This window comes from Sphaerimonospora sp. CA-214678 (assembly GCF_050942215.1).
Classification (GTDB): Bacteria; Actinomycetota; Actinomycetes; order Streptosporangiales; family Streptosporangiaceae; genus Sphaerimonospora.
The window spans coordinates 4718067-4731862 of the sequence record NZ_CP192056.1; the positions used below are offsets into that span (position 1 = coordinate 4718067).

The following is a 13796-nucleotide window of genomic DNA, read 5'->3' on the forward strand; positions in this document are numbered from 1 at the left end:
CAATCTGTAGCGACTCCATTGCGGAGTGTAATGTCGCTCAGCGGACCACGATCTCGGGGCCGACCGCTTCGCCGAGGTCGTCGCCGAGGTCCACCTCGACGCCCATCTCCTCGGCGAGGCGCAGCGCCTCCTCGATGAGCGTCTCCACGATCTGCGACTCCGGCACGGTCTTGATGACCTCGCCCTTCACGAAGATCTGGCCCTTGCCGTTGCCGGAGGCGACGCCGAGGTCGGCCTCGCGCGCCTCCCCCGGGCCGTTGACGACGCAGCCCATGACGGCGACGCGGAGCGGGACCGTCAGCCCCTCGAGCCCGGCCTGCACCTGTTCCGCGAGCGTGTAGACGTCCACCTGGGCCCGGCCGCATGACGGACAGGAGACGATCTCCAGACCACGCTCGCGCAGCCCCAGCGACTCGAGGATCTGGTTGCCGACCTTGACCTCCTCCACCGGGGGCGCCGACAGCGAGACGCGGATCGTGTCACCGATGCCCTCGGCCAGCAGCGCGCCGAACGCGACCGCCGACTTGATCGTGCCCTGGAAGGCGGGGCCCGCCTCGGTCACGCCGAGGTGCAGCGGGTAGTCGCAGCGCTGGGCGAGCAGGCGGTACGCCTGGATCATCACGACGGGGTCGTTGTGCTTCACCGAGATCTTGATGTCGCGGAAGTCGTGCTCCTCGAACAGGGAGCACTCCCACAACGCCGACTCGACCAGGGCCTCCGGCGTGGCCTTGCCGTACTTCCTGAGCAGGCGCGGGTCGAGCGAGCCGGCGTTGACGCCGATGCGGATCGGGACCCCGGCCGCCGATGCGGCCCTGGCGATCTCGCCGACCCTGTCGTCGAACTTCTTGATGTTGCCCGGGTTCACCCGTACCGCGGCGCATCCGGCCTCGATGGCCGCGAACACGTACTTCGGCTGGAAGTGGATGTCCGCGATCACCGGGATCTGGGACTTCTTCGCGATCGCCGGCAGCGCGTCGGCGTCGTCCTGCGACGGCACCGCGACCCGCACGATCTGACAGCCAGCGGCGGTGAGCTCGGCGATCTGCTGGAGCGTCGCGTTGACGTCGGCGGTGGGCGTGGTGGTCATCGACTGCACGGAAATCGGAGCGTCCCCGCCTACCGCGACCGGACCGACCATGATCTGGCGTGATACCCGCCGCTTGGCGATCGGCTGGGTCCTGACGGTGGGAATCCCGAGATCAACAGACATTTCAGCACCTTGTGTATTGGCGAGCCCCGTGATTGGCGAGCCCCGTGATTTTTCGAGACCAGTGTGTCGGCGAACCGGCGTGTCGGCGCTCCCAGTCTAGGGACGTCCGAGGATGGCGGGATGCCCGGCCGATCCACCCGCGGTCGCGTCCGGACCGGCGCCGTCGACATCGGGTCAATGAAGCTTTCATAACGATCCACTTGCGTTGTCGCATTGACCTGGGCCGACGTGAACGGGTAGGGGGCGGGCGGGCGGCCACTGTGGGCAGGAGCCACGGTGTCGACCTACATTCCGAACAGCGTGAGCGCTCTCGCATAACTGGTCGGTAGTCAACGGCTGTCCCTGGGCCGGCGTGTTCCCCACGTCGGCGGTGCCGTGCTGCACCGCAGAGTGCGGCAGCCTTGACCACGCGAAAGGGTAAGCCGTGGGAAGCCCACGAAAAAGAGCAAAGAAAACCACGATCGGCATCATCGTCGCGGCGCTGTCCACCCTGGTGGCCACCGTGCTGTCCGCCGCCCCGGCGTCGGCGCACGGTGCCCTGATGGTCCCGGGCAGCCGGACGTACCTGTGCTGGAAGGACGGCATGACCCAGAGCGGGGCCATGGTGCCGAAGAATCCAGCCTGTGCGGCGGCCGTGGCCCAGAGCGGGACGAACTCGCTCTACAACTGGTTCGCCCTGCTGCGGTCTGACGGTGCGGGGCGCATGTCGGGATTCATTCCGGACGGCAAGCTGTGCAGCGCCGCGGCGGTCGTCTACGACTTCAGCGGGTTCGACCTGGCCCGCAACGACTGGCCGGTCACCCATCTGACGTCCGGTGCGAACATCCAGATGAGGTACAACAAGTGGGCCGCCCACCCCGGCACCTTCCGGATGTACATCACCAAGGACTCCTGGAGCCCGACCCGGGCGCTCGCCTGGAGTGACCTGGAGTCCACGCCGTTCGACAGCGTCACCGACCCGCCGAGCGTCGGCTCCCCGGGCAACGAGAACGCCTACTACTACTGGAACGCCAAGCTGCCGTCCGGCAAGAGCGGCCGTCACATCATCTACTCGGTGTGGCAGCGTTCGGACAGCAACGAGACGTTCTACGGCTGCTCCGATGTCGTCTTCGACGGTGGCAACGGAGAGGTGACCGGCGTCGGCGGCAACCAGACCCCCACTCCCACGCCGACCCCGACCCCGACTCCCACCCCCACTCCCACTCCCACGCCGACCCCGACCCCGACTCCGACTCCCACCCCGACTCCGACGCCGACCCCGACTCCCGGGACCGGCAACGGCTGCGTCGCCACCTACGCGGTCGTCAACTCCTGGGGCGGCGGCTTCCAGGCCGAGGTGTCGGTGCGCAACAACGGAAGCTCGACGATCAATGGCTGGACGGTCAACTGGACGCAGCCGAGCGGCCAGACCATCACCCAGGTCTGGAACGGCACGCTCAGTCAGTCCGGCAGCAACGTCTCGGTGCAGAACGTGAACTACAACGGCAGCATCGCGCCGAACGCGTCCACCTCGTTCGGCTTCCTGGCCAACGGGTCCAGCAGCGCCACGCCAAGCGTCTCCTGCTCTGCGGCCTGATCGGTCCGGTACAGGAGCTGTCCCGCAGCTCCACCTGAGCATCCGGGGCGGCGCGTCGTCGCCGCCCCGGATGCTCCGCTTCACGCGCGTTGGGCGGCCTGGAACAGGTCCCGGGCCGCCGCGCCGAAGTAGGGGCCGTACATGGTGCGGTGATCGTTGCTGTACTTGAAGCTGCTCACCGAGGTGAGCCTGCCCCGGCCGGTGGCGGGGTCGAAGCCGCTGAGCCAGGGCCCGCCGCTGGCCCCTGCCGTGAGATCGCAGCGCAGGCCCTGATCCCGTGTCTGCCCCTGGGAATCCGCGCGGACCACGCCCGCGCAGTAGAGCAGGTGCTCCCCGTTGTAGGGCGGATCGGCCGGGAAGCCGAACCCGTAGGTGCGCAGCCCCCTCCGGACGTTGAAGCCGATCTCCTGCCCCCCGACGGCGTCGCCGAGATGGCGTCCGTCCGCCATGGTCACCGCCACCATGCCCATGTCGTAGTCGTCGTTCCCGCCGCGGGCCCACGGCCCGGCGACGAACATCCGGCGCGCGGTGTACGCGCCGTACGGACGCTGCCCGGCCCGATAGCCGGGGACGAACGTCCAGTTCTCCGCCCATGACCCCGTGCCGTCCTTCACGCAGTGCCCCGCCGTGACCACCACGTCCTTGTTCGCGCTGCGTACGGCGCTGGCCGAGCAGACGAAGTCGATCCCGTCCATGGTCAGGAACACCCGGCCGGTGGTCCTCGTCACCGCGCCGCCCGCCGCCCATTTCGATCCGCTCGTCACGGCCAGCGAGGCGCCGGTCCTGCGCTCCTGCCGGGCCTGCCGTACGAGCCTGGCCCCTGCGGGGGCGGCGCCCGGTGACCGGGACGGAGCCGGCGACGCCGCCGGGGACGGAAGGATGAGAGCGGCCGCCATTCCCACCTGCTTGATGGTGGAGAGCAGGTCGATGGGGATCGCGCGCGCCATCCGCTCCGGCGTCCAGTAGGAGTCCAGCGCCGTGGTGGCCACGTGCTCCACGATGTCGGAGGCGGGACCGGCCGGGGTGGCCGGAACAGCCGTGCCGGAGGAGCCGGGCCCGGGAGCCGGATGGCCCGGGGTCCCAGGGCCGGGGCTCGGGGAGCCGGGGGCCGGGGGGCCGGAGACGGCGGACATGGCGACGACCCAGGGCTGCGGGACTCCCACGAGTCCGGTGACGAGGGTGGCGACGGCGATCAGGGGGAGACAGGGAGTCATGGCACCAGAGTGTGGACCACGGTACGTCGCCTCGTGACTACTTTTCGTTAATCGGTGCGATGTGGGCGTGCCTACCCGCCACCTGTTCTCCTCGGCGACAATGGGGCCATGACCACAGCACGCCGCCAACCGCCCGGATCGCCGTCGGATCGCCCGCCGCAGTCGTCGTCCGGATCAGAACGTTCGATCGTGCTGCTCGGCTCCACGGGCTCCATCGGCACCCAGGCGCTGGACGTCGTCGCTGGCGCCGCCGGGCGCTTCCGGGTGACCGGCCTCGCGGCCGGGGGCGGCCGTGTCGACCTGCTGGCCCGTCAGGCCGCCGAGTTCGGCGCCGAGACGGTCGCCGTCGCCGACACGGGGGCCGTGCCCGCCCTCAGGGAGGCGCTGGCGGCGTGCGGCGCGCGGCCGAGGATCCTGGCCGGTCCCGAGGGCGTCGCCGAGCTCGCCGCCTCCCCCTGCGACGTGGTGCTGAACGGGATCACCGGCGCGCTCGGGCTGACCTCCACGCTGGCGGCACTGGAGGCCGGCCGGGTGCTCGCGCTGGCCAACAAGGAGTCACTGATCATCGGGGGGCCGCTGGTGAAGCGGCTCGCCGCGCCGGGGCGGCTGCTCCCGGTCGACTCCGAGCACTCCGCGCTCGCCCAGTGTCTGTGGGCCGCCGGGCCTTCCGGGGCCGAGGCGCGAGCCGTGCGCCGCCTGATCGTGACGGCGAGCGGCGGCCCGTTCCGGGGGCGGAGGCGGGCGGACCTGGCCGGCGTGACCCCCGAGATGGCGCTCGACCACCCGACGTGGAACATGGGCCCCGTCATCACGGTCAACTCGGCCACCCTGGTCAACAAGGGCCTGGAGGTGATCGAGGCGCACCTGCTCTTCGACATCGGCTTCGACCGGATCGAGGTCGTGGTGCACCCGCAGTCGATGATCCACTCGATGGTCGAGTTCACCGACGGGTCGACGGTCGCCCAGGCGAGCCCGCCCGACATGCGGCTGCCGATCTCCCTGGCGCTCGGGTTCCCCGAGCGCGTTCCGGGGGCGGCCCCGGCCGTCGACTGGACCACAGCGCACACCTGGACGTTCGAACCGCTCGACGACGAGGCGTTCCCCGCGATCGCGCTGGCCCGTCAGGTCGGCGCCCAGGGCGGTACGGCTCCCGCCGTCTACAACGCGGCCAACGAGGTGTGCGTGGAGGCCTTCCTCAAGGGCGGCCTGCCGTTCCCGGGGATCGTCGACACCGTCGAACGGGTGGTCGCCGAGCACGTTCCCGGATCGGCGTCGTCCGTCGAGGAGGTGCTGGCCGCCGACGCGTGGGCACGTGCCCGCGCCGCCGAGCTGACCGGGTGAAGACGGCCGACCGGGTTGCCGCCCCGGTCGGCCGGGTCCTGTGATCAGAGGGTGAGGCCGGTGAGGACCATGACCTTCTCGTAGGTCAGGTCGGCCATGGCCGACCGCACGCCCTCACGGCCGACGCCGGACTCCTTGACCCCGCCGTAGGGCATCTGGTCGGCCCGGTACGACGGCACGTCGCCGATGACGACGCCGCCGACCTCGAGCTCCCGGTTGGCCCGGAAGGCGATGTCGAGGCTGCGGGTGAACACCCCGGCCTGCAGGCCGTACCTGGAGTCGTTGGCCGCGGCGAACGCCTCGTCGACCGAGCCGACCCGGTGCAGGATCATGACGGGGCCGAAGATCTCCTCGCACGCGACCTTCGCGCCGGCCGGTACGTCGGCGAGCACGGTCGGGGCGACGGCCGCGCCGTCACGGGTGCCGCCGATGAGGACGCGGGCGCCCGCGGCGACGGCCTCCTCGATCCAGCTCTCCACCCGGATCGCCGCCTCCTCGCTGATGAGCGGGCCGACCTGCGTCCTGTCGTCGTTCGGGTCACCGGTGACGAGCTCACCGACGGCCTTGAGCAGCTTCTCGGTGAACTCCTCGCCGACCGTGTCCTCCACGATCACCCGCTGGACGGCGATGCAGCTCTGACCGGCCTGGTAGTTGGCGAACAGCGCGATCCTGGTGGCCGCCCAGTCGAGGTCGGCGTCGGCGAGCACCACGGCCGCCGCGTTGCCGCCGAGCTCCAGTGTGACGTGCTTGCGCGGCACCCGATCCATGATCGAGTATCCGACCGGGCCGGAACCGGTGAACGAGATCACGGGCAGCCGGGGATCCTCGACGAGCGCGCCGGCCTGATCGTTTCGCACCGGCAGGACGGAGAACATCCCCTCGGGCAGGTCGGTCTCGGCCAGGATCTCGCCGAGCACCAGCGCGGACAGGGGCGTCTTGGGAGCGGGCTTCACGATGATCGGAGCGCCCACGGCGATCGCCGGAGCCACCTTGTGCGCCACCAGGTTGAGCGGGAAGTTGAACGGGGTGATGGCCAGCACCGGCCCGTGCGGCACCCGCGTGATGTAGGCGAGGCGCCCCCGGGCCGCGGCCTCGGTGTCGAGCCGCTGCACCTCGCCGCTGAAGCGCCGGGCCTCCTCGGCGGCGAACCTGAACGTGGAGACGGCTCGGCCGACCTCTCCGCGCGCCCACAGGAGGGGCTTGCCGTTCTCCCCGCCGATCAGCCGGGCGATCTCCTCGGCCCGCTCGCCGAGGCGGCGGGCGACATGGGCCAGCGCCTCGGCGCGCACGTGCAGGGGCAGCGCGGCGGCCTGCCCGCGCACCGCGTCCGCCGCGGCCACCGCGCGCTCGACCTGCTCGGCGGTGGGAATCGAGTACGCCCCGACGACCCGTCCGTCGTGGGAGTTGGTCACGGTCCCACCGGCGTCGCCCGTCGCCGGACGCCCGGCGAGCCAGAAGGGGCGAGGATCGGAACTGCGGCTCACGTCCATGGTTCTCACGCTATGCCACCCCGGTCGGCGGCTGCGCTGCGCCATGAAGCACAATCGGCGGTGAGCGGTGCGCCGATGTGGACAAGTTTCGCGCTTGGTCACGAATGCGTGGCGATTTCGGGATGTTTTCCGTTTCAATGCGGTTTGAAAGACGAGCGGCATGGTTAAGTCATCTTCCGGGTCTGGTTTGCGAGACCCCCAATGAGAAGGGCTCGTCGCTGATGGGTACGCCGGCGCCGCTCGGACTTCAGGGTGCCTACACGCGCGGCCACCGCAGCAATTACGACGAACTGCGCACGCGCCTGCTCGACGTCGCCGGGCGGCTGCTCGACACCGCCGGTCCCGAGAGCCTCACGGTCCGCCGGATCGCCGCCGAAGCCGGGTGCACGACCCAGGTCATCTACACGATGTTCGGCAGCAACGAGGGCCTCGCCGAGGCGCTCTACCTCGAAGGCTTCGAACGCTTCCGACGCCGCCTGGAGGCCGTGCCGGACCGCGGCGATCCGCTGGAGCACCTCATCGCGCTCGGTCCGGCCTACCGGGAGGCCGCGCTGTCCGAGCCGGGCTACTACAGCCTCATGTTCGAGCGGGCCATCCCCGGTTTCACGCCGAGCGAGCGGGCACGCACGCTGGCCAGGGCGGCGTTGAACATCGTCGACCGGGTGATCGCCGACTGCATCTCCGCCGGTCACCTGGTGCCGACCCAGCCGCGGCGCATCGCCGACGCGGTGTGGGCCGCGGCCCAGGGCGCGCTGAGCCTGGAACGTGCCGGTCATCTTCAGGACGGCACGACGTACGAGACCGTCACGACCGCCGCCGTCCGCAGGTTCCTGACCGATCCCGGCTCCGCGGCCAGCCGCTGACGACCGCCGCGATCAGGGGGACGACCGCGGGGTCACACGGACAGCGCGATCCACAGCTCGGCCCGCGCCGCCGGGTCGTCGAGATCGCGGCCGAGCAGCTCGCTCACCCGTCTCATCCGATATCGCAGCGTGTGCCGATGCACCCCGAGCCGCTGGGCCGCCGCGTCCCAGTGCCCGTTGCAGGACAGATAGGCGCGCAACGACTCGACGAGGTCGGCGCGGGAGCCGTAGTCCCGCAGCGGCGCGAGGAGGGCGGCGGCGAACGACGCCGCGGCGTCGGGGTCGAGCAGGGACAGCAGGCCCTGTCCGGCCAGTTCGGGGAACCGTACGACCGGTCTGGCCGGGGTGGCAGCGGCGAGCGCCCGCTCGGCCTGGTCCAGCCCCGCCGCGAAGTCACCGGCGGAGCGTTCGACGGTGACGACTCCGGGAACGCTCACGCCCGCCCTGCCGTGCCGTCCCGCGAGCTCGGCGACCGCGTCCGTCTCCGCCTCGGCCACCAGCGCCACCAGCAGGCCGTCCCGGGGCGCCGTGAAGCAGGGCAGCACCTCGGCGAGGTCGTCGAGATCCGCCCCTGCGCACACCAGCACGGAGAGCGGACCCTCCGCCGGCTCGCCGGCCCGCTGTCCGCCTCGCGGATTCCCGCTCAGCGCCGCCAGCGCCTCCTCGGCCGCCCCGGCCCGACCGGCGAGCAGCAGACTCAGCGCGGCGGCGCGCACCCGGGCCTCGGCCGCCCGCTGCTCGCGGCCCCGCGCACGCTCCTGTTCGAGGGAGAGCGTCAGCAGCGAACCGGCCGCGTTGACGATCGTGTGCCGGGTCGGGGAGAACGGCCGGCCCGATCCGACCGCGAAGAACGCCCGGCGGCCGAGCGGCTGGACGATCACATGTTCCTCCGGACCGGCCAGCGCCACGCTGGCGAGCGTGGGCGTGCGCCTCAGCCTGGCCAGCTCCGGTTCCAGCGCCCGCGCCATGGCCCGCACCCGATCCGTCTCCCCGCCCGCCCCCCGGTTCGCGCCCGCGCTCCCGGTCTGACCTCCCGCTGCGCGGCCGCCCACCCCGGCAGCGTGCCGTACGGCTCCGGCCTCGTCGAGCAGCAGGGCCCAGCCGCCGATCTCGCGGGCCAGCCGGTCGACGACGGCCCTCACGCCCCCCGGCTGGAGAGCCGCACGGGTGAGGCGCCCCTGGGCGGCGAAGGCCCGGCTGATCTCCTCGTACTGCTCGGCCGCCAGCAGCTCGCTGACCACCTTGCCGATCGCGATGAACGGGGTGTCCCTCGGCACCTCCAGCAGCGGCAGCCCCTCGGCGGCCGCCGCCGCGACGAAGCCCGGCGGGACGGCGTCGTGGCCGAGCCCCACGCCGAACCCCAACCCGGCGGCGCCACGCGCGACCAGCCGCGAGATGTACGGCACGGCGTCGGCTTCGGCGAGGCGCATGCCGGTGGTCAGCACCAGCTCTCCGCCCTCGAGGAACGGGGTGGGGTCCTCGAGTTCGCTGACCGCGACCCAGCGGACCGGCCGGTCCAGCGTCTCCTGTCCCGCGAGGACGACGAGGTGGAGCGGCGCGATCGTCGTCACCCGGCGCAGCGTGGGTGCCACGGCCCCTCCTGGTTACCCCGATTTGTCCGACTTGGCTAAAACGCCGGATTAATTCTTCCATATCGACCTATCGGGGGAAGTGTGGGTGAGTCATACCGTCGGAAGCATGAGCACTGCCACCACGGGAGGCGGCCCGGGGCTTCCCCAGGAGCGCCGCCTCGTCACCGAGATCCCCGGTCCCCGATCGCGGGAGATGTTCGCGCGCAAGCAGTCGGCCGTGCCCGCGGGCATCGGCACCACGCTGCCCGTCTTCGTGACCCACGCCGGCGGCGGCGTGGTGGTCGACGCCGACGGCAACTCGCTGATCGACTTCGGCTCCGGCATCGCCGTGACCAACGTCGGCAACGCGGCGCCGCGGGTGGTCGAGCGGGTGAGCCGGCAGGTCGCCGACTTCACCCACACCTGCTTCATGGTCACGCCCTACGAGTCGTACGTCGAGGTCTGCGAGAAGCTCAACGAGCTCACGCCGGGCGACCACGAGAAGCGGACGTTCCTCGTCAACAGCGGCGCCGAGGCCGTGGAGAACGCGGTGAAGGTCGCCCGCCACGCCACCGGACGCCAGGCGGTCGTGGTGTTCGATCACGGCTACCACGGCCGGACGCTGCTCACGATGACGCTGACGGCCAAGAACATGCCGTACAAGCACCGGTTCGGGCCGTTCGCTCCCGAGGTGTACCGCGCGCCGCTCGCCTATCCGTTCCGCTGGCCGACCGGGCCGGACAACTGCGCCGACGAGGCCGCGGCCCAGACCATCGAGATGATCGACAAGCAGATCGGCGCCGAGAACGTGGCCGCCGTGGTGATCGAGCCGATCGCCGGCGAAGGCGGCTTCATCGTGCCTGCGCGCGGCTTCCTGCCGAAGATCGTCGAGTTCTGCCGGGCGAACGGCATCGTCTTCATCGCCGACGAGGTGCAGACGGGCTTCGCCCGTACCGGCGACCTGTTCGCCTGTGCGGACGAGGGCATCGTGCCCGACATCATCTGCACGGCCAAGGGCATCGCCGGCGGCCTGCCGCTGGCCGCCGTGACCGGCCGCGCAGAGCTGCTCGACGCCGTCCACGTCGGCGGTCTCGGCGGCACCTACGGAGGCAACCCGCTCGCCTGCGAGGCGGCGCTGGGCGTGCTGGAGACCATCGAGCAGGACCGGCTGGTCGAGCGGGCCCGGCACATCGGCGAGATCATGCTGCCGCGCCTGCGGGCCCTCCAGGAGCGCACCCCGATCGTGGGCGACGTACGCGGCCGCGGCGCGATGATCGCGGTCGAATTGGTGGCGCCGGGCACCGGGGAGCCCTACCCCGCCGCGGAGGTCGCGCGCCGGTGCCACGCCGAGGGTCTGCTCGTGCTCACCGCCGGAACGTACGGCAACGTGCTGCGCTTCCTGCCGCCGCTGGTGATCCCGGATCACCTTCTGCACGAGGGCCTGACAATTCTAGAGAAGGCACTTAGCGAGGTTTAGGACCGTTTAAATACCAACAAAAGGGGCACCTTGATGTCCAAGGTGTCCCTTTTGTTGTTGTACGGCTTGTGTTATGCCTCGATTTAACCATCGCTTGGCCCAGCCCGCGTCGACCACGAAGGGTAATCGCGTTATAACGGTTCCGATAGGCGATCGAGGGGGGACTTTGATGGGCTGGAACCCGACCGGCGCCGAGCGGCTCATGCTGACGTTCGATCCTGCCGGCCTCAGCACCACGCAACGCGATGGCGATGCCTGCGTGGTGTGCCACAAGAAATGGCCCCGCCCCCGCGTCCGGGTCGGCCTGCTCCCCGACAACGCCCCCGTGCACGCCTGCGAGGACTGCGCCGACGCCCTGCTGCCCGCACCCGAGGGCACGGTGCCGCTGCCGCGCCGCTCCCGCGCCGCCACATCCTGATCGCGCTTGGGCCTCCCCCGCAGAGATCGCGACGGTCGATAATCGAGGTATGAACGACACGCGGACCCCCGCCGCGTCACCGTGGGCCCTGGCCGCTCTGTCGGCCGGAGCAGCCGCGATCCACTTCGGCGTGATGCCCGGCCACTTCGGCGCATCCCTGGTGCACGGTGTGTTCTTCGCCTTCGTGGGCTGGGCCCAGCTCGCGTGGGCGGCGGCTGTGCTCACCCGGCGGGGCACAGGTCAGGACGTGCTGCTGACCGGCGCGTTCTTCAACCTGGCGGTGCTCCTGATCTGGCTGGTCGGCACGACGGCCGGGTTCCCCCTCGACCCGGGCGCGTGGACGCCGCAGCCCGCCCAGGCGCCCGATCTGCTCTGCGCGGCCCTGGAGGTCATGCTGATCGCGGGTGCGCTCGTGCTGGCCGAGCACCGGACGCCACCGGGAATCACGGCCCCGCCGCCGGGAGCCCGGCCCGCCGCGGCCGAGGTCTCCGGCCCGCCGGGCGCAGAATCCGCCAAGGGCGAACCGGCCGAAGAGAAACCGGCGGGGGAGGAACGGGCCGCGGACGGGCCGGTGGAGACCCGGCCCGCTCCCGTCGTGCTCTTCAGGGCCGTGCTCTCCTGGGCCGGGCGTCCAGCGGTCAGGCGAGTCGGCGTGGCCGCACTGTCAGCGCTTGTGGCCGTCGCGGTCGGCGCCTCCTTCACCCCGTCGGTCGCGGTCTCCGTCTCGGCCGCCCTGGCGAAGTCGGCCTCCGACACCGGCTCACCCCCCATCGACCACCACCACCATCACGGGCCGGCGGCGACGGCGCCGGACGCCCAGGCGGCGGAAGGCCGGACCGATGCCGGGAACACGGAGACCGGGAACACGGAGACCGGAGACGCGGAGGCGGGGAACGTGGAAGCGCCGACAGCCGAGGCGCAGGCCGCCGCCGCCAACGCGCTGCTCGAGGTGACGAGGAGGGAGGTGCCCGAGCGCTGGCCGACCGTCGCCGAAGCGGAGAAGGACGGGTACGAAAACTGGACCGAGGCGGAGGGCGTGCGGCAACTCGCCAAGCCCGAGCTGCTCGGCGACGGCGTCGCCCTCGACCCGACCCGGCCCGAGGCGCTGATCTACCACGAGAGACCGGATGGTTCCTCGACGCTGCTCGGCGTGGTCTACATGATGCCGCCCGGCCTGCCGGCCCCCGTCATCGGCGGCCCGCTCACCCCGTGGCAGCAGCGCCCGGCACCATGCCCGGCGGGCTCGTGCGAGAGCGCCCCGGGAATGTCCAACATGCTGTACGTCTGGCTGGTGGACTACCCGACCGGCCCGTTCGGCGACGCGACCGGCGCCGACCTGAAGGCCGTCGTCGAACGGCTCGCCACCGGTTAACCGGCTATCTGCGACCAGCGGTCGATCCACCGGTCGTAGTCGGCGGGACGTTCGGCGAAGTAGACGCCCCTGAACGCGTCCGGCTCGCCCATCCGGTAGGCCGTGCAGACCCGCCGGGCACGGCCGGTGCAGGCGCCGGAATTGGCGGGGGCGGCTCCGTTCCAGGCCGCCGCCTGACGTTGCACGTCCGCCGAGCCCGTCCAGTCCAGCCACCGGTACGCGCACGACGGGTGGGCGGCACGCGCCGACACCATCCAGAGGTCGGCCCAGCCGGTCACCGGGCGGTCGCCGACCGCCCGCACGGGCCTGCCGCCGCGGCTCAGCACGTCCCGGTGGTACGGCGTGCCCTGCGCGAGCCGTACGGAACCCGCGGCGAAGCCCTTGACGACCTCGATGGGATCACTCCAGAAGAGTCGCCTGCCGGGCTTGTCGAACAGCTCGGCCGCCGCGTCGAGCTGCTCCGGGGTCAGCCGGAACGGATCCTTGATCCTGGCGCCGCGATCCTTCAGGACCAGCGCCGCGTCGGCCAGCGAGAGCGGGCTGTCCCTGAACATGACCGGTCCCTCGTCCGCGAAGACGGCGTCCGCACCGTCCGGATCGACCTCGCCGGAGTCGTAGAGCACCTGGTTGAGCCCCCACAGGTACGGCACGCCGTACACCTGACCATCCTCTGCCGGCAGCTCGCGCAGCCGCTTGGGGATCTTGCCGTAGCCGTGGAGCAGCGCGGTGTTCAGCGGCGCGACCTTCCCTTCGGCGATCAGCCTGCCCGCGATCACGGGCGTGGCCGAGATCACGTCGAAGGACGACGGGGCGGGCACGCTCGCCCCGTCGTCCCGGGAGGGGTCGTAGAACCGGAGGCCGACCTTGCAGCCGGTCGTCTTCTCGAACTCCCCGACCCAGGAGACCTTGGGGTCGGTGCCGCCCCACTCGACGTAGCCGTTGAGCGCGAGCACGCTGACCGCCCGCTCGCCGGTGCCGATCGAGGCGAGCGGCGTCGGGCCGGGCGCGGAGGCACGCGCGCTCGCCGAGGGCGAGACCGGCGAGGAGCGGGGCGGTGCGGCAGGACCGGCCGGGCCCGCGGCCGGGGCGCGCCCGGCCGCGGGCATGATCATCGGTGTCGCCCGCGTCGTGCCGTCCTGTCGCGGCCCGCCGCATGCCGAGGCCAGCAGCCCCGCCGCCGCGACGGCGACCACCAGCCGGTGTGTACGGCTCACGCGAACGACCCCCTACCCGAGACGCGGTCCGTCCCGAGCCTACTGGCCGG

Annotated in this window: 11 protein-coding genes; 6 read left to right on the plus strand and 5 right to left on the minus strand. The window is 71.7% G+C overall.

What is annotated here, in order from left to right; genetic code table 11:
* Positions 1–37: 37 nt before the first annotated feature.
* Positions 38–1210, minus strand: coding sequence for a flavodoxin-dependent (E)-4-hydroxy-3-methylbut-2-enyl-diphosphate synthase (ispG, locus tag ACQP1K_RS21145; protein WP_433497440.1), 1173 nt, complete (start codon positions 1208–1210; stop codon positions 38–40).
* 424 nt (positions 1211–1634) lie between these two features.
* On the opposite strand from ispG, the gene ACQP1K_RS21150 reads away from it, so the two are divergent.
* Complete coding sequence (locus ACQP1K_RS21150; protein ID WP_433497441.1) at positions 1635–2786, plus strand: lytic polysaccharide monooxygenase; 1152 nt, start codon at positions 1635–1637, stop codon at positions 2784–2786.
* Positions 2787–2866: 80 nt separating this feature from the next.
* On the opposite strand, the gene ACQP1K_RS21155 is transcribed toward ACQP1K_RS21150, so the two are convergent.
* Positions 2867–4000 (minus strand): trypsin-like serine peptidase, encoded by a 1134-nt coding sequence (locus tag ACQP1K_RS21155; RefSeq protein WP_433497442.1) that lies wholly within the window; start codon positions 3998–4000, stop codon positions 2867–2869.
* A 108-nt stretch (positions 4001–4108) separates the two neighbouring features.
* Here ACQP1K_RS21155 and dxr point away from each other — a divergent pair, with 108 nt between their 5' ends.
* Positions 4109–5341, plus strand: a complete 1233-nt coding sequence (gene dxr / locus ACQP1K_RS21160; protein WP_433497443.1) for a 1-deoxy-D-xylulose-5-phosphate reductoisomerase — start codon at positions 4109–4111, stop codon at positions 5339–5341.
* Between the two features lie 44 nt (positions 5342–5385).
* On the opposite strand, the gene ACQP1K_RS21165 is transcribed toward dxr, so the two are convergent.
* Positions 5386–6831 (minus strand): aldehyde dehydrogenase family protein, encoded by a 1446-nt coding sequence (locus ACQP1K_RS21165; RefSeq protein WP_433497444.1) that lies wholly within the window; start codon positions 6829–6831, stop codon positions 5386–5388.
* Between the two features lie 221 nt (positions 6832–7052).
* Here ACQP1K_RS21165 and ACQP1K_RS21170 point away from each other — a divergent pair, with 221 nt between their 5' ends.
* Positions 7053–7694, plus strand: coding sequence for a TetR/AcrR family transcriptional regulator (locus ACQP1K_RS21170; RefSeq protein ID WP_433497445.1), 642 nt, complete (start codon positions 7053–7055; stop codon positions 7692–7694).
* A gap of 32 nt (positions 7695–7726) precedes the next feature.
* Here ACQP1K_RS21170 and ACQP1K_RS21175 read toward each other — a convergent pair whose 3' ends face one another.
* Complete coding sequence (locus tag ACQP1K_RS21175; RefSeq protein ID WP_433497446.1) at positions 7727–9286, minus strand: PucR family transcriptional regulator; 1560 nt, start codon at positions 9284–9286, stop codon at positions 7727–7729.
* A gap of 106 nt (positions 9287–9392) precedes the next feature.
* Here ACQP1K_RS21175 and gabT point away from each other — a divergent pair, with 106 nt between their 5' ends.
* From gabT to ACQP1K_RS21190, 3 genes are all read left to right on the plus strand, one after another.
* Complete coding sequence (gene gabT / locus ACQP1K_RS21180) at positions 9393–10742, plus strand: 4-aminobutyrate--2-oxoglutarate transaminase (protein ID WP_433497447.1); 1350 nt, start codon at positions 9393–9395, stop codon at positions 10740–10742.
* A gap of 169 nt (positions 10743–10911) precedes the next feature.
* Entirely contained in the window at positions 10912–11160 is a 249-nt protein-coding gene (locus tag ACQP1K_RS21185; protein ID WP_433497448.1) for a hypothetical protein, read from the plus strand.
* A 49-nt stretch (positions 11161–11209) separates the two neighbouring features.
* Positions 11210–12532: a hypothetical protein gene (locus tag ACQP1K_RS21190; protein WP_433497449.1), complete on the plus strand. Its 1323-nt coding sequence runs from the start codon at positions 11210–11212 to the stop codon at positions 12530–12532.
* Here ACQP1K_RS21190 and ACQP1K_RS21195 read toward each other — a convergent pair.
* Positions 12529–13746, minus strand: coding sequence for an extracellular solute-binding protein (locus tag ACQP1K_RS21195; RefSeq protein ID WP_433497450.1), 1218 nt, complete (start codon positions 13744–13746; stop codon positions 12529–12531). The two genes, ACQP1K_RS21190 and ACQP1K_RS21195, sit on opposite strands and share 4 nt — an antisense overlap.
* Positions 13747–13796: the final 50 nt, after the last annotated feature.

What these genes read in the sequence shown, in the direction of transcription:
- ACQP1K_RS21155 (WP_433497442.1), bottom strand. Translation starts at nt 4,000, where the DNA reads ATGACTCCCTGTCTCCCCCTGATCGCCGTCGCCACCCTCGTCACCGGA.
- ACQP1K_RS21185 (WP_433497448.1), top strand. Translation starts at nt 10,912, where the DNA reads ATGGGCTGGAACCCGACCGGCGCCGAGCGGCTCATGCTGACGTTCGAT.
- ACQP1K_RS21170 (WP_433497445.1), top strand. Translation starts at nt 7,053, where the DNA reads ATGGGTACGCCGGCGCCGCTCGGACTTCAGGGTGCCTACACGCGCGGC.
- ACQP1K_RS21165 (WP_433497444.1), bottom strand. Translation starts at nt 6,831, where the DNA reads ATGGACGTGAGCCGCAGTTCCGATCCTCGCCCCTTCTGGCTCGCCGGG.
- dxr (WP_433497443.1), top strand. Translation starts at nt 4,109, where the DNA reads ATGACCACAGCACGCCGCCAACCGCCCGGATCGCCGTCGGATCGCCCG.
- ispG (WP_433497440.1), bottom strand. Translation starts at nt 1,210, where the DNA reads ATGTCTGTTGATCTCGGGATTCCCACCGTCAGGACCCAGCCGATCGCC.
- ACQP1K_RS21190 (WP_433497449.1), top strand. Translation starts at nt 11,210, where the DNA reads ATGAACGACACGCGGACCCCCGCCGCGTCACCGTGGGCCCTGGCCGCT.
- gabT (WP_433497447.1), top strand. Translation starts at nt 9,393, where the DNA reads ATGAGCACTGCCACCACGGGAGGCGGCCCGGGGCTTCCCCAGGAGCGC.